26 protein-coding genes and 1 pseudogene are annotated in these 15,329 nt (G+C 36.4%); 2 read left to right on the top strand and 25 right to left on the bottom strand.

All coding sequences use genetic code 11. The features are described 5' to 3' along the window. Nucleotides 1–24: 24 nt before the first annotated feature. Nucleotides 25–636 (top strand): 4'-phosphopantetheinyl transferase family protein, encoded by a 612-nt coding sequence (locus tag GMC_RS0101600; RefSeq protein WP_238527894.1) that lies wholly within the window; start codon nucleotides 25–27, stop codon nucleotides 634–636. Between the two features lie 312 nt (nucleotides 637–948). Beyond that, nucleotides 949–1,269, top strand: a pseudogene (locus tag GMC_RS21015) (IS1595 family transposase); the annotation flags it as partial. 166 nt (nucleotides 1,270–1,435) lie between these two features. On the opposite strand, the gene GMC_RS0101590 reads toward GMC_RS21015, so the two are convergent. The 25 genes from GMC_RS0101590 to GMC_RS21785 form a co-directional block, all read right to left on the bottom strand. Continuing rightward, complete coding sequence (locus GMC_RS0101590) at nucleotides 1,436–2,416, bottom strand: hypothetical protein (protein ID WP_010520486.1); 981 nt, start codon at nucleotides 2,414–2,416, stop codon at nucleotides 1,436–1,438. 4 nt (nucleotides 2,417–2,420) lie between these two features. Beyond that, nucleotides 2,421–2,855 carry a hypothetical protein gene (locus GMC_RS0101585; RefSeq protein ID WP_010520485.1) on the bottom strand — a complete coding sequence of 145 codons (435 nt, stop codon included), beginning with the start codon at nucleotides 2,853–2,855 and terminating at the stop codon, nucleotides 2,421–2,423. A gap of 2 nt (nucleotides 2,856–2,857) precedes the next feature. After that, nucleotides 2,858–3,376, bottom strand: coding sequence for a D-Ala-D-Ala carboxypeptidase family metallohydrolase (locus GMC_RS0101580; RefSeq protein ID WP_010520484.1), 519 nt, complete (start codon nucleotides 3,374–3,376; stop codon nucleotides 2,858–2,860). 134 nt (nucleotides 3,377–3,510) lie between these two features. Next, the gene (locus GMC_RS0101570) at nucleotides 3,511–3,843 is read right to left on the bottom strand and encodes a hypothetical protein (RefSeq protein ID WP_010520483.1); all 333 of its coding nucleotides are present in this window, start codon (nucleotides 3,841–3,843) and stop codon (nucleotides 3,511–3,513) included. 9 nt (nucleotides 3,844–3,852) lie between these two features. Then, on the bottom strand, nucleotides 3,853–4,302 hold the full coding sequence (locus GMC_RS0101565) for a hypothetical protein (protein ID WP_010520482.1): 450 nt from the start codon (nucleotides 4,300–4,302) through the stop codon (nucleotides 3,853–3,855). 1 nt (nucleotide 4,303) lies between these two features. Next, nucleotides 4,304–4,606, bottom strand: a complete 303-nt coding sequence (locus GMC_RS0101560) for a hypothetical protein (RefSeq protein WP_010520481.1) — start codon at nucleotides 4,604–4,606, stop codon at nucleotides 4,304–4,306. Nucleotides 4,607–4,631: 25 nt separating this feature from the next. Next, entirely contained in the window at nucleotides 4,632–4,976 is a 345-nt protein-coding gene (locus GMC_RS0101555; RefSeq protein WP_010520480.1) for a hypothetical protein, read from the bottom strand. After that, nucleotides 4,973–5,299: a hypothetical protein gene (locus GMC_RS0101550; RefSeq protein WP_010520479.1), complete on the bottom strand. Its 327-nt coding sequence runs from the start codon at nucleotides 5,297–5,299 to the stop codon at nucleotides 4,973–4,975. The genes GMC_RS0101555 and GMC_RS0101550 overlap by 4 nt, the downstream gene beginning before the upstream one ends. Further along, nucleotides 5,296–5,535 (bottom strand): hypothetical protein, encoded by a 240-nt coding sequence (locus GMC_RS0101545; RefSeq protein WP_010520478.1) that lies wholly within the window; start codon nucleotides 5,533–5,535, stop codon nucleotides 5,296–5,298. Before GMC_RS0101545 ends, GMC_RS0101550 begins: the two co-directional genes overlap by 4 nt. Beyond that, a complete protein-coding gene (locus GMC_RS0101540) occupies nucleotides 5,532–6,005 on the bottom strand; it encodes a hypothetical protein (RefSeq protein WP_010520477.1) in 474 nt (157 codons plus the stop codon). Before GMC_RS0101540 ends, GMC_RS0101545 begins: the two co-directional genes overlap by 4 nt. Nucleotide 6,006: 1 nt before the next feature. Next, a complete protein-coding gene (locus GMC_RS0101535) occupies nucleotides 6,007–6,462 on the bottom strand; it encodes a peptidoglycan-binding domain-containing protein (protein WP_010520476.1) in 456 nt (151 codons plus the stop codon). Next, nucleotides 6,462–6,986 carry a hypothetical protein gene (locus tag GMC_RS0101530; RefSeq protein ID WP_010520475.1) on the bottom strand — a complete coding sequence of 175 codons (525 nt, stop codon included), beginning with the start codon at nucleotides 6,984–6,986 and terminating at the stop codon, nucleotides 6,462–6,464. Before GMC_RS0101530 ends, GMC_RS0101535 begins: the two co-directional genes overlap by 1 nt. Beyond that, nucleotides 6,986–7,486, bottom strand: coding sequence for a hypothetical protein (locus GMC_RS0101525; protein ID WP_010520474.1), 501 nt, complete (start codon nucleotides 7,484–7,486; stop codon nucleotides 6,986–6,988). The genes GMC_RS0101530 and GMC_RS0101525 overlap by 1 nt, the downstream gene beginning before the upstream one ends. Further along, the gene (locus tag GMC_RS0101520) at nucleotides 7,483–7,929 is read right to left on the bottom strand and encodes a hypothetical protein (RefSeq protein ID WP_010520473.1); all 447 of its coding nucleotides are present in this window, start codon (nucleotides 7,927–7,929) and stop codon (nucleotides 7,483–7,485) included. Before GMC_RS0101520 ends, GMC_RS0101525 begins: the two co-directional genes overlap by 4 nt. 2 nt (nucleotides 7,930–7,931) lie before the next feature. Beyond that, on the bottom strand, nucleotides 7,932–8,114 hold the full coding sequence (locus GMC_RS0101515) for a hypothetical protein (RefSeq protein WP_010520472.1): 183 nt from the start codon (nucleotides 8,112–8,114) through the stop codon (nucleotides 7,932–7,934). Further along, complete coding sequence (locus GMC_RS0101510) at nucleotides 8,115–8,612, bottom strand: hypothetical protein (protein ID WP_010520471.1); 498 nt, start codon at nucleotides 8,610–8,612, stop codon at nucleotides 8,115–8,117. 5 nt (nucleotides 8,613–8,617) lie between these two features. Next, on the bottom strand, nucleotides 8,618–9,046 hold the full coding sequence (locus GMC_RS0101505) for a TIGR02594 family protein (protein WP_010520470.1): 429 nt from the start codon (nucleotides 9,044–9,046) through the stop codon (nucleotides 8,618–8,620). A 5-nt stretch (nucleotides 9,047–9,051) separates the two neighbouring features. After that, nucleotides 9,052–10,857, bottom strand: a complete 1,806-nt coding sequence (locus GMC_RS0101500) for a YncE family protein (RefSeq protein ID WP_010520469.1) — start codon at nucleotides 10,855–10,857, stop codon at nucleotides 9,052–9,054. Next, nucleotides 10,850–11,572, bottom strand: a complete 723-nt coding sequence (locus GMC_RS0101495; RefSeq protein ID WP_010520468.1) for a hypothetical protein — start codon at nucleotides 11,570–11,572, stop codon at nucleotides 10,850–10,852. Before GMC_RS0101495 ends, GMC_RS0101500 begins: the two co-directional genes overlap by 8 nt. A 51-nt stretch (nucleotides 11,573–11,623) precedes the next feature. Next, nucleotides 11,624–12,109, bottom strand: coding sequence for a hypothetical protein (locus GMC_RS0101490; protein WP_010520467.1), 486 nt, complete (start codon nucleotides 12,107–12,109; stop codon nucleotides 11,624–11,626). Between the two features lie 13 nt (nucleotides 12,110–12,122). Further along, nucleotides 12,123–12,350, bottom strand: coding sequence for a hypothetical protein (locus tag GMC_RS0101485; RefSeq protein WP_010520466.1), 228 nt, complete (start codon nucleotides 12,348–12,350; stop codon nucleotides 12,123–12,125). 21 nt (nucleotides 12,351–12,371) lie between these two features. Beyond that, nucleotides 12,372–13,028 carry a hypothetical protein gene (locus tag GMC_RS0101480; protein ID WP_010520465.1) on the bottom strand — a complete coding sequence of 219 codons (657 nt, stop codon included), beginning with the start codon at nucleotides 13,026–13,028 and terminating at the stop codon, nucleotides 12,372–12,374. Next, nucleotides 13,018–13,647, bottom strand: coding sequence for a hypothetical protein (locus GMC_RS0101475; protein ID WP_010520464.1), 630 nt, complete (start codon nucleotides 13,645–13,647; stop codon nucleotides 13,018–13,020). Before GMC_RS0101475 ends, GMC_RS0101480 begins: the two co-directional genes overlap by 11 nt. Nucleotides 13,648–13,734: 87 nt before the next feature. Further along, nucleotides 13,735–14,604, bottom strand: a complete 870-nt coding sequence (locus GMC_RS0101470) for a hypothetical protein (RefSeq protein ID WP_010520463.1) — start codon at nucleotides 14,602–14,604, stop codon at nucleotides 13,735–13,737. A gap of 72 nt (nucleotides 14,605–14,676) precedes the next feature. Then, nucleotides 14,677–14,847, bottom strand: a complete 171-nt coding sequence (locus tag GMC_RS21785; RefSeq protein WP_193361468.1) for a hypothetical protein — start codon at nucleotides 14,845–14,847, stop codon at nucleotides 14,677–14,679. Nucleotides 14,848–15,329: the final 482 nt, after the last annotated feature.

The following is a 15,329-nucleotide window of genomic DNA, read 5'->3' as shown; positions in this document are numbered from 1 at the left end:
ATTTCTAAACATTTACATCAAAGATTGTTAAATTTTTTACCATTTTTTTCCGAAGCATTTCGGAAAAAAATTAAAAAATATAAAAAATGGGAGGATGCTCAGCTATCATTGATGGGGAGGTTACTTTTGAAAGAAGGATTGGAAAAGAATTTCGATTACGTTTATAACGATAATGAAATTGATCTTACATCTAATTTTAAGCCTTATTTTAAATCAAAAAAAGTTCAGTTTAATATATCTCATTCAGGAAGTATAGTTGTATGTGCTATCTCAAGAGAATATGATATTGGAATCGATATTGAAATCATTAAGGATATAGAGATAGAACACTTCAAAAGTCACATGACTGATTACGAATGGAGTAAAATCATGACTGAAAACAGTTTAAAATTTGAAACATTTTTTAATTATTGGACCCAAAAAGAAGCTGCTGTTAAAGCGAATGGTAAAGGATTATATATTCCATTAAAATCGTTTGAAGTTAAAAATTGCAGGACTATAATTGAAAATAATAAATACATAATTAAAGAACTGAAGATTGATAGTCGATACAAATGTAATATTGGTTTTAGGGAAAAAAATGATTTTCCTAGCGATGAAATATTTATAATAAAACTAGTCCATTTTGAATTTTAAAGGGAGCTATTAATGAACTACCCCAAGACAGAACCGTTGGGGTATCAAAATAATCTTAGTTGATTTCGATGCAACTTTTTATACTCATATTTTCCTTGACTTTGAAGGTGTTTCTTTATAGCTTCCTCATTAGCATATTGACCTAGAAACTTCTAAAGACGTTGATCAAATTAATAAAAAAATTATCGAAAGTGTAAAAATTCAATTTATTGATCATAACTTTATAAAAAACAATAGAGCCTCAGAAAATGAAGAATCTAAAGAAAACCTTTCAAATAAAATAGATTTGTTTTTTAGTTCAGAAGATAGTTTGCAATGGAGAGTAGTCAAAAATATCCTTTATCTGAATTGGTTCATATTGATGAATTTACGGTGGGCGGTAAAGAAGAAGGCAAACAAGGACGAAGCTATAATTCTAAAAAGAAAAAGGCTGTCATTGCTGTAGAGTTAAGTAAAAAACATCAAGTAAAACGAGTGTATGTAAAATCTATCGATGACTATTCATCTAAATCATAGACACCCATATTTGAAGAACATATAAGCACAACAGCAAAAATAGTAACCGATAAATGGAGAGGGTATGAACCTCTAAAAAAGAACTATTCTATTGAACAAAAATTGAATAATCACGGGTGCAAATATATAATTTTTCTGATTTACAAAAGTTAAAATTACTTAGAGTCAAATACTTAGCATTTAATGAAACTTATGATGCTTTTAAATTATCATAATATATACTTGCTAACACGCTGTTTCCACTAAGAATTATTACTATTTATTAATGACATTATTTATAAGATTATGGAACGCTGAGAGCCGTAATAAAAACATCAGGAGTGCTAACTGCATTCCAATATGGAATCAAAATAGGATTGTTAGCGGGATTTCCTTGAATAACATATTCTCCAAGCTTTTCAATATTTGCATCATAATTCCCTTTCTCAACAGAATGAATTAACACTTTAGAATCTACTTTTCCAGACTTTTCAAAAGTCACCTTATAAAAAATATTCTTTTCAAAACGCAAATTAGCCTGAACATCCTGCGCCCAATTACGAACTCCACCACCTCCGAGAAAGCGATTGAATCTGCCATTATCATAAAATAGATGAATCTCTGGAGCAAATAATGCTTGACTGCCTAAATTATTGACATCAATTTCAGGCGTGCCAATTCCGAACAGAAAAGAGGGATTTGTCCCTCTAGCAGTAAACACAAAACTAAATTCACGCTCATCAGCACGATTCCAAGAGTAGGCTGAGAATTTCACTCCTCGACCAAAGAAATCATTAGAAGTTCCTCCCGCCCAAATTCCACGTTCTAAATCCCTAAAAAGTTCCACACCATCAGTAGCTTCATATTCAATTTCACTTAAAGGAATTTTACAGAAATCAATCCATTTAACCGTTTGTTGCTCAATCACAACAGTACCAGCTCCAGTATCTCCAGAACTTAAATCGTTATTACAAACAATGACATCAAAAACACCGTTTATTGGAACTTCAATACAAACCACAATTTGCATCGGATTTACAAAACTCTTTTCAATTATAATAATGGAATCGACACTAAACTTAACTATCGAATTTTCATCAAAGTTAAATCCATTAATGGTGACCAGAAACAAATCGTTGCTTTCATCTTTTGAAGCGACAGTTACTCCTGAGACAAATGGCTTAGGGAAAATACCATCACCATAAGAGTCTGTATTACTATTACCTCCTGAACTAGCTTTTTCATAACATCCCCCTCTAATAATATTGCAATTAAAACTTCTCATAAACCTATCGTATTTCTTGTTGTTGAGCCGTTTTATAATATTGAATTCTAAGAAAGTGTTTCTTGTCAGCTTCAATACCAATACATCTAAACTGATCTAAATTTTGTTTCCCAATAATGGTATAAGCATCATTATCTCCCAATCCAAAGCCTGAGTTTTCAGTTGGTAAAGCACCGTTTTCTTTAAAACGAATTACTCTATGTAGAATTTTGGCTGTGACATCCGCTTCTACAATCAGAAGCGCTGAAACAGCAAACTCAGGAACCGTGAGTTGTACCACTTCCATACCTGAAACTTCTAAATCTTGATACCCACCAGCTTCTTCAGCCATCGGAAATTGCCCCTGTTCTTTAGCATTGATTAGAATAAGCTCTTCTAAATAATTTAGAATCGTGGCTGAATTACCTCTAGGATAAGGTGTCTTTTGATCTCTATACATACTTATACAAATGGATTAATTTCAGGGCGACTCCCTGAAGGATATCCCCAAGCCACATTTTGAGATTTATTAGTGTCGATATCTAAATGCACAAAGGTTTTTCCAACACCAATTCTTTTAAAACCTACTTCACGGGCTATAAATACCAAACGGTTTCGGATAGTTTTGTTGAGGGCTTTAATATCTACTGCCTTACAATTAGGAATTTCATGGGAGGAGTTTCGAACACCACCCACTTTTCGATTCCAATAGGGAGTACGTACTCCAGAACTGATCCAACTAAAAATAGGATAACCTGATTTTTGAGCAAGTAATTGTAACCTGTAAACCAAAAGCGGGTCAATACACTTTCCTGAACCTCGGACATCGGGACTATCAAAAACAGCCGTGTTTATCGGTTTAACAACAAGCTGTTTTTGCTTCTTTTTTACCAGTAATCGATATACAAAAAAAGCACTACCCAATACAAGTACAAGTGTACTTGCTCCAACGTAAATATGGGTATTGCTTTTAAGGTTCATCTTATGCTTTTTTACAGCCACAATCTTTAGGTTGCTTACTTTTCTTATATCTTGAATATAAATCCGCACTTACCCTTACGGCACTGAGCAGTATAAATATGCCAAATACATAATTTAGTGTCTTACTCCCTTTATCAATGTTCATCTCTCGAATTTTTATAGCCTTTAATTTCTTCTTCAAGCTGATCTACATAGCGTTGCAATTCATTGATACGTTCGCGTTGTTTGGTAATGGTTTTATTCATCGCCGTATTTTTATTTTCTAACTGAAGAATTCGTTTTTCCATCTTTTCTGACCATTGCACCCAATTCTCAACTACTAGATTATTCGCCTGAATGTCCAGGTTTCGAATTTCCGCTTTCTTTAAGCGTTTTTGCATGCCGTGTTGCACGAGCAATTCAAAGAATTTCCAAAAGCCACTCGCTCCAAAAACAATCAGTATAATTTTTATAATATCTGTTTTCATCAATTTATTTTAAGGGGTAATCATTCTTCCAAAATCTGTTGCGATATATCGCACAGGAGACGCTGCCACATAAGGCATCATATTAAAAATGATTTCTTCGTTTAGTGAAGTGATATTTCCGCTTATTCTAATATGCCCATCACTATTCATACGATACCTGTAATAATTTCCCTCATTAGAAAACACTTCGCCCACATAATCAGCATTCGTTCTTATAAGCGGTACAGGAAAGACTAGCACAATCTCATTGATAGTCCCCAGACCACCAACACGCTTCAAACGAATATCTTTACACAGAATAATATTATCTTTAGTTTTTACATACTCATTTCTATTTGGAGTATGCTCAATAATTGGATTGATATCCTCTGGACGAATTTCTAATTCTGAAACCTCCCTATCATCCACTGCACTGTTACTAACTTGTACTACATCACTTTGATAGCCAAAAACACTCATATTATGTTACAATTAAAATTCCTAGTACTACTGCGATAATCGTCCCTGTTTTGGTAAAAAAACGTTGCTTTCGAAGTTTACGTTTTTCCTTTTTTAACTCTAGTCGAAGTACCTCAATTTGTGTTTCTTGACTGATGGTAATCGCTCTCAGGTTATAAGCCTTAGCTGATGATTTAAGAATGATTTCATTTTTGGCTTTTACTAAATTTTCTAGGGTTGCATTTTTTTGATGCAGCATCTCAATAAGCGAATCATTGGCTACTTTTTGCTCTAAATAAGTAGCGATGAGTTTAGACTGTTTCATAGAAAAACAAAAATGAGGTTTACCATTAATGGATTGAATCTTTGGTTTTAAACCTTGAGAAAAACTCCAAGAGCTCCACATCAGAAGCATTATAAATACGAGTTGCTTTTTCATGCTGTGTTTCTTTTAATTTGATAATTTTTTGATGGTGATCAGCAATATCCTGTTCCAGACTATCTGCTACTATTTCGATGACTTCAATTTGGTTATCTAGCACTTGAGTCTGATCCTGTAAACTATCCTTTAATTGCTCTGTACGAACCATTTCTTTAGTAGTCATGGAATCATTTGAATGCAATCGATTCATAATCAGAAAAACAATGATCCCAAAGAGCGCTAAAGTCACTACTGTTCCTTTCCAATTTTTCATAAACGCGTTTGTTTTTGTCCTAAAATTTGTTGTAGTATTTTTTCGATAATGAGCTTATGAAACACCATTGCAAAAACAAAGGATTGTAATAAGGGTTCAATCTTATCTGTGGAATAACCACGTAAATACAATAAAAACATCGCATAGACTAAACCAATGAGAAGTACTCGGTAGCGTGTCTGAATTTTTAATCTAGTTACTTTAAAAAGCCAATCGACTACTTTGGTGTAGTTAATCATGTGGGCTAACAACATAAAAGTGATGATGTAGCTCCAATCAAGGTTATTTATATACTGCATTATTTGCTGTAGAATCTGAATCATTTTTCGAGTTGTTTTTGAATTAGTGAAACTTCGTTTGAAATACGGTGTAATTGGCTGTTAGGAAATTGATTTTTCAATAAATGATTGACGAGCATTACGCATACTCCAGAAGCCAAAAGCGCTGCAATAATTTTAAATAATGTGGTATCGGTAACCGTAAGGGTCACTTCCGTTTTAATGCCATCATCATCAATCAAAGAATCAATAATATTATTTAGACTATGTTTTTTTTTCATTGCAGTTGTACTGGTTTTTTAATCAATTTCTTGTAGAGCGATTGAGGTACTTCTTTTACCTTTAAAAACTGTTGTACTCGCTTTTGAGTAGCTGCATCAAAAGTTCCCATTGTTACTTTTTCCCAACCGTGATTTTTCAGTAAATACATTTGAATTTGGGTAACTTCATTTCCTTTACTTCCGAGTTTTAAAGGGAATAAGGGTTCCTTTTTTTGCTTCGGAGCTTTTGATAAATCAGGAGTGGTCACTTTCTTAATCGGGTTTGCTACTGGTTTTGGAGTAGCCTTCTTTTCAGAAGCCTTTGTTGTTGATGTTGTTGTCGGTGCGATCTCCAAATTCGCAAAGGTTTGATCAGAGGCAAAATCATTATTTTTACTTTTCCCCATTTTATATAATCGGTATTGCAATAATCCAACACCAATTATAAGTCCGGCGATTAGTCCTGTTTGTATGGTTTGTTTTCTATTCATCTTACTTGCCCATTGTTTTAAGTGCCCTTTTCATTCCCTCAATATCTTGTTGAGTAAACACCGATTTACCCAATCGCTTTTTTGCCGCTCTAGCCGTTTTTGGTCCAAAAATGCCATCAACGCCATCACCCTTTGCGCCTGTAGTTCCCAAATACTCCTTATAAAATTTCAGGTAGCGTTGTAAAATTTTTACATCTGTATGGCGACTTCCGTATTGCAGAGGATATCCTGATTTACGTGTAACTGCCGAAGGAACATTCTTTATAGAATGAATAGCTGATTTTGGAGTCTCTGTAATGGTTGCTATATCTCTTTGCGAATTAGGTTGCTTTTTCTTTTGTAAATAGTACCAGGTAAATCCGGCACCAGCAAGCACAACAATAGTACCACCAGCAATAAGTAAGTCTTTATGCTCGGTAAAAAAATTTGGTTTTGGTTTTGAAATGTTTTTTTTCATTAGGCTATGGTATAGTTAGGAAGTTGTTTTATAGGTTGGGTCAAGTATCTATGGACTTCGCTTTTGGATAAAAAGCTATTCAGGTACTGCCACATATCCATTTTATATAGCGACCAAAATGCTTTGGAAATACTCGATACATTGGTTTTATCTCTTAAGCGTTTATAAAAGATAAGCGCAATAATTTCCTCATCATCATTAAAAGTACCTTTAGCATTTTTAATTTGCTTAGCGTACTTTTTAGCGGTAGCTTCATCTAATTCTAAAATAGATTTAGGCTGCAACCATTGTTTTACTTGTGCAGTATAATTCATATCAAAAGCATTGTTCCAGTTAGGTACTTTTCTTGTACCCGCTCTGGCACTTAAATCAATTTGCTTTCCTTTACCCAATATTAAAGTTGGGTCATTCGAAGCCTTTTTTTGCTTTTTTAATCGAATACTAATTATCCAAAAAGCACCAATGCCTAACGCAGCTACTCCAGCTCCACCAATCATCCACCAAGTTGTTTTTGAAATATCCATTATGTTTTTATTGTTCTATAATTAGGTAATTGTGCTACAATGCGCAGCACTTCTTTAATTTCTGCATTTGAAAAGCGCTCTTTGAGTGTATCAATGAGATTGGTGGCATACAATTCCTGATACTCTTTAGACACTTGCGCTACTTGCACTTTATCCTGAAGTTTTCTAAAAATGCCGTACACCTGAGCTTCATTATCGCCGCCTTCATACCAACTGCCCCAAGCGCTGTAAATTTGTTTCGCATATCTCGCTGCCACTTTTTTTTGAAGTATCAAAACTTTAGCAGACACTTGTTCCAACACCTTATCCAAATATTTGATATCAAAGGCATTCTCTGCATCTAAAAGCTTTGTTCCTTTGTTTATTTTAGATTGAATGGTATTGAGCAAGATTCCTGTCTTATGATCCCGAATACGTTGGCGTACACTAAAAGCGGTAACTCCTGTAAATAAAACAGCCAGACTAATTCCTGAGATTTTATAAGTGGTTGCTAATTTCATCGCTTTAATAGTTTTACAGCGCTCCCTGCAGGAGTGCCTATGGCTAAATCGGTTAGGGTTGCATTTTTTGTGGTATTTCTAAAAATGATAATCAATCCAATAAGCACCGAACCTAGAACCACAGGTATGCCAATGGATAAGATTTTAGTGATGTCTTTCCCCATCCCTAAAAAATTACCACCAATCTCAGATAAATCTGAAAGGGTTCGCGTAGCCATATTCGTCACATCAATCTTGTTTTTAATGAGCCAATTATTAAAACTGGGATTGGTTAAACAAGAGGTTGCCCCTTTAGCTTTCCAGGTAATGAGCCATAACATTTTAGCATTCTCACTTCCTACTTCTGATTTTAATTTCGAGAAGTACCCCACCCAAATCTCGCACGGGTCGTTGGACTCAGGAATGAGAAATGTTTTGTTATATGCTGTTACAGGTATGGCCATGCTTATCCGATAATCTTATTGGAATATTTTTTTAATTCTGCTTTGGAAAAGCCGTTAGTTTCTAAAAAAGAAGTCAATCGCTTTTTAATTTTAGCTTCTCGCTGAAGCGCTTCTTGCTTATCATAATTGATATAGAGTTGCCGCCCCAACCAAAAACCTACTCCTAATGTGAGAATCGTTTTCATTTATTTGTAATTCTTAAAAATATGTTGCTTTGGAATGCCTATTTCTTCTAACCATTTTGCCGTTTCAAAACCCGGATTTTCCGAAGCTTCTTTACCTTCAATTTCATCAAACCCCAATACAACTAAGTTTGGAAACCGAAGTATATAAAACTTAATGATGGCTTCTAAAGTGGCTTTTTGTTCCTCGGTACGCGAATCCTTACTCCAAGCTTCTTTAAGGGTTCTACCACCCACATAGGCAATATGTTTGGCAATGCCAGTAATACCGTCTTTGCCCTTAGAAATATCCCATAAATCCACAGTAGTGGGATTTTCTTCAGAAATAATGGTTTGTAGCGTACCGTCTTGTAGTACCAAATAGTCAATACCAGGTCTTGAAAAGCCTAAGCCGCCATTACGAACAGGGCTGGTATGTTTATCAATGACGTGTGATTTATCTAGGTTTTGCTGTTCGCCTGTACCTGTACTTTGAATAATTAAATAGTCGATGGGTTTCATAATATTTAAAGAGTGTTAAGTTTTCTAAATCCAAGTAATCGGTAGCTTGGATAGGCTTTAATATTTACTTGATTGTTTTGATTGCCACCAAGGCAGTAGATGTATCTTTTATCTTGAGAATAGCCGATAAAAAAGCCAACATGACCTTTCCAGCTTTGTTTGCTTTCTCGCCAAAAAACAACAATATCGCCAAGACTGGGTTTTTGAGTTTCACTCCCTACTTTTAACCAGGAGCGGGCAGTGAGTTCACCGCTTTTTTCTTTACCTGATTGTAGTGCTACCCAATTAGCAAAGGCAGAACACCAAGCGGTTTCGTCATTGGTTATTCGTTCTTTTCCAATTTCTTGGAAGTAATTGACGATAATTTGATTATGATTTTCGCCAAGGGTTTCTGTAACTCCGTATTGGCTTAAGGCAATGGATATCGTATTCATAGTTTTTAATTCCAATGTTTAGGGATTCCTTTACTCATTTCTACGCCTACTACTTTCCTTGAAGTTTCGGGAAGCAGATCATAGACCTCAAATTGCTTATGGTATAAGAGTAGGGTAATAGTTTGTTTTGGGGGTACGTTCAAGCACCAACTATTTCGACCATCGATCACAGCCTCTTTTACATCATAGAGTTCCGATACGTTGGCAAAGTTTTGCGGACTATCATAATTCCTAAAATAATGGGTAGTACAAATTTCTTTTCCTGTAACTGATTTTTCGATGAGTTGTAAGGCATTGAGTTTTTCTGCTCCAGAATTAATGACTCTCAAGTGTTGTAATACGGCTGGGTTGTGCTGAAAATCTTCTCGGTATTCGTTATATTCTTCATTAAAACTAATGGCTGGAGTACGTATTATTTTTTTGATGTTTATCGCACCTGAGCTTATAGCAGTACTCAAGACAATATCATTTTTAGTGCTTATCGCCAAACCTGTGTCAAAAGAAGTTAAGACTATGGTATCGCTTACACTTCCACTAGCATCAATTAACGAATAAGTTTGGTCGGTTCGATTAGCCACATAAAGCTGCTTAGTAATCGTATGGTACGCCATGGTAAAAGGAGCATTGCCAACTTCAATTGTTTGTTTTATCGAGAATATTTTATTGTCAAAAGCTACAATCTGATTGCTATCCGTAATAGAGAAATAAAGGGTGTTACTTACGGGATGATACCCAAACTTTCCATTGGAAGTCCCCACTTCAATATCCTGAACTAACAATTTATTATCGGAGTCAAAAACAGAAATAGTTTGCGTATCGCTGTTGAATACATAGATATTCCCTGAAGCATTATGAATACCGATAGATTTAGGCGAATCCAAATTTTGGATTACAGTAAGCATTTTTGTATTCGTATCGAATACGGTTACCTCATTGGATACCAAGTTAGCGATATAAACTGCTGCATTACTTTCATTAAACGCAATGGCTATAGGACGTTTGCCAGTTGGGTAACTCGCAATAACTTTAAATTTTAAATCAATTTCATAAAGCTGGTTAGCTACCGAGCCAATCACATAAATAGTTCCATAAGAAGCACTTGAAAAATTGGTATTTACCGTTAAATCCACCGGAGAAATAGCACCGACAACCCCTGTTCCTAAATCAATACTCCGAATAAGCACTCCTAAATCATTCAATACACTTACCGAATCCGATAATTGATTGACTACATAAAACAATCCATTAACAGGATTGTAAATCGCATTTTGTGGATGGATACCGACTGTTGCAGTAAATTCTTCTTCTCCAACAACTATCGGCTCTGATAAATTATCCGTGTTCCCTGCATTCGCTCCCCATAAACTAGCTTTTTGAACCGTATCGGTGTTATTGGTTAGAATAACCTGAGTAACCTCAGAATTCTGAAGTAGTTCTGCATGAGTGTTTGTTTCCGAGCTAACACTATTCTCTTTTCGATTAAGACTATGGGCATTACTTAATTTCCTTCCTTGTTTTTGGATTACGCTTAATTGCTTTAGGCGTTGTTGACGTTTCTTTTTAAAGGAAGCAGCCGAATCATCACGAACTTCGATTAACCCCTGCTTTGTTCCCCATTTGTTAAGTTGTTTCTTATATGCTGGTGTACTTTTTTCGGCTGCCGACCAGCTTGTAGAAACATAGCTATCTTCACTATTATCAATAGGATTAGCAACCACACGATGGAGTGCTTTTTTAGCTTTCATCACTAAAAGCGTTCCAAGCGTTATTCCTGTAAAGGCAGCAAGACTAAGGTTTAGTTTACTAGGCATTTGATCGATAGTTTTCTATAAATTCAATGACATCTTTGGTGCGCTGTACTTGCGCTGCTCCAACGAGTTCAGGGTGTTTCCCAAATACTTTCGTAACGGCATAGACTGCTTCAATCGTTGGAAATCCGTAATCCAAGTAGTTCTTGATACCACACAAATCTGCCGTTTTTTGACTACGGGTGTTTAAAAACCAATGGCAACCTTCGTGAGCGAGTATCGCTACTCTAATTGGAATGGTATAGCCTTGAAATAAGGATTGTGAAATCTGTACACGAGGCATTTTGCGATGCGTTCGTGCAGGAGTGATAAGCTCATTGCCAAAGGCATCGGTAATTTTGCTTAGGTATTGAAATAAGAATTCGTGGTTCGGACTGTCAAAAAAGCCAGCCTTTACATACCCTGCTTTTTGAGAAAAACTGATTGCAAACTCCATAAAACGATGCTGCTCTTCGGTTGCCCAAAGCTTTTGCTCTTCCATTTTTTCAATCTTAAAATCGTGGACTTTAAAAGCATAGTCGGCTGGAGCGTGCTTATCAAATATCTCGAGTTCCAATACTTCAGGCGAAACAGGAAGCGCTATGGAAAACTCTCGGCGTGTTCTTGCTTTTTGAAACCGCGCTTTTCTTTTAAAATAAAACGTATGGGCATAACGGGGGTCATATACCCGAATCCCTAATTCAAAAGGCAGTAATGCTTCAATCACCAGTTTAATCACAAAACGCTGTTTGTTCGAGGGTATCGGAATAATCATAAGCTTGCCTTACTATTAATACGTTCGCTTTTTCATTGCTAGCACACCAATAAGACCAACTACAGCAACTCCGCCAATGGCAAGTGCTACTTTGGGCATCCCTGATGATTTTTCAGGCTGTTTTTCAGCACCTACAGCTATCTTATAGTCTGATGGTGAGGTGTCCGTATTTCCTGAATATTCAGGTGCTAATTGAGGAGTTAAGGCATCAATTTGCTGACCGATGCCTGTCGCTCGCCCCGCATTTCTGTAAATTGTTCCCAAATCCGTAATTACTCGACGACGACGTTCTCTTCTTATTGCTCTTACTGGATTGTTACGTCTTGCGGTTCTACGCTGAATTCTTCGCGCCTTGCGAACAGATCGACGACGCCTTCGATTGGCTATACGCTCAGTTATAGCGCCATTATTTCTTCGTCTTCCCTTTCTGCCTAGACCAAAAAGAAAATCATCGTAAGTTGCTTCATCTCTTAGTAATGCTTCTGTTTCTCCTGCAATCATTTTCTTTTTTTCTTTAACTGATTTCTAATACCCGAAGCGTACTTTGATTGGGATCAAAGTCAATGGCTTCATAGCCTTTTCCTACAAAAGGATAGCCTTTGGCTTCTCCAGGCGATAGCGGCACTCCGTTAACTATTGCTTCGGTAGTGCCTATATTTTTTATAGAACCCATCAAAAAGCCAGTTTGTAATTTCCCTGGCCCCGTGTAATCCTGTTCTTTACTTTTTGCTAGTATGTCCATAATCGTATTTGAATTTTAAATCTACATCATAGGCATATTTGGAGGTCGCATTGGGGGATAGGGCATAGCGGGTCTGCTGTTTCTCATAAATACTACCGCTCCTAAACCAAGTACGGCAATTCCTCCGCCAATCATAAGCATCATTTGGGTTTGCTTTTTAGAGGCAACTTGCCTAGCCGCAGCCGCTTCTTTTCGTCTGCGCTCTTCTTTGGCTTTTTCCTTTCGGGCAGCTTCTTCTCTTCGGCGTTTCTCTTCTCGTATACGTTGCATTCTTATTTCCAAATCGCGTTTAGCTGCTGCTGCTTGTGAACGGGCATACGCCTGATCTTCTCTTGCCGCTGCCGCTGCTGCTCGTCTTGCTCTGCGCTTATTTCTTTTTCGGTTGATTAAGCCTCCAACAATTCCTACAGCTCCTTTAATCAATCCTCCTAGAAACTGATCTTCTTCATTAGCACTCAGGCGAAGAATCAATTGCTCTAAAGCATTTTGAAAATTGCGATCTCCACTCTCAAGTTTATCAATAACCACCTCACTCAAATCATTGGATGCGGGTGTTCCTTTAAAAGTAATTCCGTAGTCAAAGAGTAACTTTTTTAAAGCCTCTGGATAATGGATAATCAGATAAGCGATATTATCGATGACCTGATTGTATTTCAGTTGTGTTATTTTATTTGCCATTGCTGCTATTAAATTTTAGTCCGTGTCCCACCAATGCGCCTGCACAGAAGACCACTCCAATGAGAATGAGATCATCTCTTGAAATTAGTTTTCGCTGGTATTCTTTTGGCGATTGTTCGGGTTTGGATGGTTTCTCTTTTCGCTTTCGTATCTCGTTCCAAATCATCTGAACTTCCTGAGCTAAATTTTTATTCTCAGGGGCATCATTGGATTTGCGAACTATATCTCGATAGTACTTTTCCAGCTCATTGTCTTTATAATCTTCAAATTGTCCTAAGAAACTATCTTCATCTCCAGAACCCATATAGTTTGAATGCCCGCAGCTTTTACAATAGTTTCCTTCAGTATTGTAACTATCATTTTTACAAGCGCCGCAATTGGAGATTGCTTTAGATTGGTTTACGGAAAGAATCGTTTGCTTATCAGGATGTAATTGCACTAAATCCTCAATAAAAGTCCTTCCTTTTTTACGGGAAAGTTCTTTGATTGCTTCAGAAAGTGCTATCGGGTCTTTTGGCGGTTCATAGCCTTGATTATATAGTAATTCAGATACCTTTTTAGGGTTGTGAAAAACAATGTAATCAATCTTATTTTGAGCCAATTGGTATGCTTGTTTCATAGCCTATTGAAAATAAAACAGCCAAAGCAAAACATAAAAAGTTTCTTACGCTTTGGCTGTGATCATTAGATAATTAAAAGCTGTTAGTTAGCTTCTGCGTCGTCTGAGCCTGGAAACTCGTTTACGGATTGGTCTTCTGACTATTCTTCGAGGTGCAGCACGTCTTCGTCTTCTTCGCTTTGGGCGTAAGCCTAAAGCAGTGGGACGTTTTCGTCGTGCTAAATCCAATTGTGGAAGCCCTGTAGTTCGCGGCGCTCTTGAAAGCTCTGCTACATTTTGTCCTTTCAATAAGTTCCCTAGATTTGCTCTTGCCTTAATTGTAAAGGTAAATACCGCAGTTACGCCATCCTCAACTACCACACGTAAAGAATCTTGCCCTGTTACATCCATCTCGAAGTTGTCATCATCGATAAGGGATTGGGTAAAGTTCTGTGGAGAGGTAGCATTCCTAGGTTGGTACACTCTGGTAGTTTTTGAACCTGATGCTGTTCTACGCTCTACACGTAAAACATTATCAAATTGCAAAGGATTACTTACCGAGTATTTCATTCCCGCAATCTTAAACGGATTGGCTTTACTCTCTTCCCGAACTTCTTTATGGCTCGATTCTTCGATATCGACAACCACACCTGTAGGTTGAGCAGCTTCGGCGTTACCCCCAAAAATAACTGCCTCGGCTGCATCTCCAGATTTGTTGGTGACAACCACAGTTAAGGTTCTGTCGTTGGGATCAATTTTACCTATAGATGTTCGGGTGTAATCATCATAAGCATCATCATCATATTCACCTTCATCCTCATAATCGTCGTAGTCATCTTCGTAATCATCATACTCGTCCTCTGCGCCTTCAAAGCCAGAATCAAAATCATCTTCATCCTCATCGTCGTAGCCATCGTAGTCATCATACTGATCTTCGGCAGCTTCTTCATAACGCATTAATTCATCATTATAATCCATTAGTTTTTTCGTTTTAAAGCCTTATTGGAAAGGCGTTACTCTAAATTTTAAACCCAATAGTATCTCTAAATACTATTTTTTATTAGGGCTTGAAATGGCTTTCTTTTTCTGCTCTGCCAATTTCTTAGCTTTCATTTTTTGAACCATTGGAGCGACCAAAAAGGTTCCTAAAGCAAGTCCTGCAACTCCCGCTCCTACGCAGTAGAGAATCGGAGTCCAGGCAATGTCATTTTCTTGTGCCATGCTATTTTTTATTTTTATTGTTGAATAGTAAAAAGGTCTCTAAACCTTGATGGACTGCGAAGGTGGGATAGTAAGATGGATTTTCCGCTGTACGGTTTGGGACTATGGAACCCAAATAATGAAAAAACAAAAGATAGGTTATGTTTTTGTTTAAAAAAGATTGTCTAATTATTACTCAAAGCTTTGTAAAAAAATGCACAACTGAACAATAAAAATGTCCTATTTTCGTATACTGTTCAATTTATGTGTTAAATTAAACAGTAAATTGAACAACTAATATTTTATTTAATCAATGGAAAGTCAAGCGAGCCATTTTTTATTAGATACCCTTATAACTAGATACGGTTTTGAACAAATTGAACTTCAGAAATACTTTCAATTTATATCAAATGAAGAGTATAGTAAGAAATTTATTTCCATACTACTCAATTTAGAAATTATCTATTTTGAGGATTTAGATTTTATTCACATTATGAGGAATA

The organism is Aquimarina agarivorans, from assembly GCF_000218485.1.
In the GTDB taxonomy this organism is placed as follows: domain Bacteria; phylum Bacteroidota; class Bacteroidia; order Flavobacteriales; family Flavobacteriaceae; genus Aquimarina; species Aquimarina agarivorans.
This window is presented reverse-complemented; position numbering and strand designations above follow the sequence as displayed.

What these genes read in the sequence shown, in the direction of transcription:
- GMC_RS0101590 (WP_010520486.1), bottom strand. Translation starts at nt 2,416, where the DNA reads ATGAGAAGTTTTAATTGCAATATTATTAGAGGGGGATGTTATGAAAAA.
- GMC_RS0101585 (WP_010520485.1), bottom strand. Translation starts at nt 2,855, where the DNA reads ATGTATAGAGATCAAAAGACACCTTATCCTAGAGGTAATTCAGCCACG.
- GMC_RS0101580 (WP_010520484.1), bottom strand. Translation starts at nt 3,376, where the DNA reads ATGAACCTTAAAAGCAATACCCATATTTACGTTGGAGCAAGTACACTT.
- GMC_RS0101570 (WP_010520483.1), bottom strand. Translation starts at nt 3,843, where the DNA reads ATGAAAACAGATATTATAAAAATTATACTGATTGTTTTTGGAGCGAGT.
- GMC_RS0101565 (WP_010520482.1), bottom strand. Translation starts at nt 4,302, where the DNA reads ATGAGTGTTTTTGGCTATCAAAGTGATGTAGTACAAGTTAGTAACAGT.
- GMC_RS0101560 (WP_010520481.1), bottom strand. Translation starts at nt 4,606, where the DNA reads ATGAAACAGTCTAAACTCATCGCTACTTATTTAGAGCAAAAAGTAGCC.
- GMC_RS0101555 (WP_010520480.1), bottom strand. Translation starts at nt 4,976, where the DNA reads ATGAAAAATTGGAAAGGAACAGTAGTGACTTTAGCGCTCTTTGGGATC.
- GMC_RS0101550 (WP_010520479.1), bottom strand. Translation starts at nt 5,299, where the DNA reads ATGATTCAGATTCTACAGCAAATAATGCAGTATATAAATAACCTTGAT.
- GMC_RS0101545 (WP_010520478.1), bottom strand. Translation starts at nt 5,535, where the DNA reads ATGAAAAAAAAACATAGTCTAAATAATATTATTGATTCTTTGATTGAT.
- GMC_RS0101540 (WP_010520477.1), bottom strand. Translation starts at nt 6,005, where the DNA reads ATGAATAGAAAACAAACCATACAAACAGGACTAATCGCCGGACTTATA.
- GMC_RS0101535 (WP_010520476.1), bottom strand. Translation starts at nt 6,462, where the DNA reads ATGAAAAAAAACATTTCAAAACCAAAACCAAATTTTTTTACCGAGCAT.
- GMC_RS0101530 (WP_010520475.1), bottom strand. Translation starts at nt 6,986, where the DNA reads ATGGATATTTCAAAAACAACTTGGTGGATGATTGGTGGAGCTGGAGTA.
- GMC_RS0101525 (WP_010520474.1), bottom strand. Translation starts at nt 7,486, where the DNA reads ATGAAATTAGCAACCACTTATAAAATCTCAGGAATTAGTCTGGCTGTT.
- GMC_RS0101520 (WP_010520473.1), bottom strand. Translation starts at nt 7,929, where the DNA reads ATGGCCATACCTGTAACAGCATATAACAAAACATTTCTCATTCCTGAG.
- GMC_RS0101515 (WP_010520472.1), bottom strand. Translation starts at nt 8,114, where the DNA reads ATGAAAACGATTCTCACATTAGGAGTAGGTTTTTGGTTGGGGCGGCAA.
- GMC_RS0101510 (WP_010520471.1), bottom strand. Translation starts at nt 8,612, where the DNA reads ATGAAACCCATCGACTATTTAATTATTCAAAGTACAGGTACAGGCGAA.
- GMC_RS0101505 (WP_010520470.1), bottom strand. Translation starts at nt 9,046, where the DNA reads ATGAATACGATATCCATTGCCTTAAGCCAATACGGAGTTACAGAAACC.
- GMC_RS0101500 (WP_010520469.1), bottom strand. Translation starts at nt 10,857, where the DNA reads ATGCCTAGTAAACTAAACCTTAGTCTTGCTGCCTTTACAGGAATAACG.
- GMC_RS0101490 (WP_010520467.1), bottom strand. Translation starts at nt 12,109, where the DNA reads ATGATTGCAGGAGAAACAGAAGCATTACTAAGAGATGAAGCAACTTAC.
- GMC_RS0101485 (WP_010520466.1), bottom strand. Translation starts at nt 12,350, where the DNA reads ATGGACATACTAGCAAAAAGTAAAGAACAGGATTACACGGGGCCAGGG.
- GMC_RS0101480 (WP_010520465.1), bottom strand. Translation starts at nt 13,028, where the DNA reads ATGGCAAATAAAATAACACAACTGAAATACAATCAGGTCATCGATAAT.
- GMC_RS0101475 (WP_010520464.1), bottom strand. Translation starts at nt 13,647, where the DNA reads ATGAAACAAGCATACCAATTGGCTCAAAATAAGATTGATTACATTGTT.
- GMC_RS0101470 (WP_010520463.1), bottom strand. Translation starts at nt 14,604, where the DNA reads ATGGATTATAATGATGAATTAATGCGTTATGAAGAAGCTGCCGAAGAT.
- GMC_RS21785 (WP_193361468.1), bottom strand. Translation starts at nt 14,847, where the DNA reads ATGGCACAAGAAAATGACATTGCCTGGACTCCGATTCTCTACTGCGTA.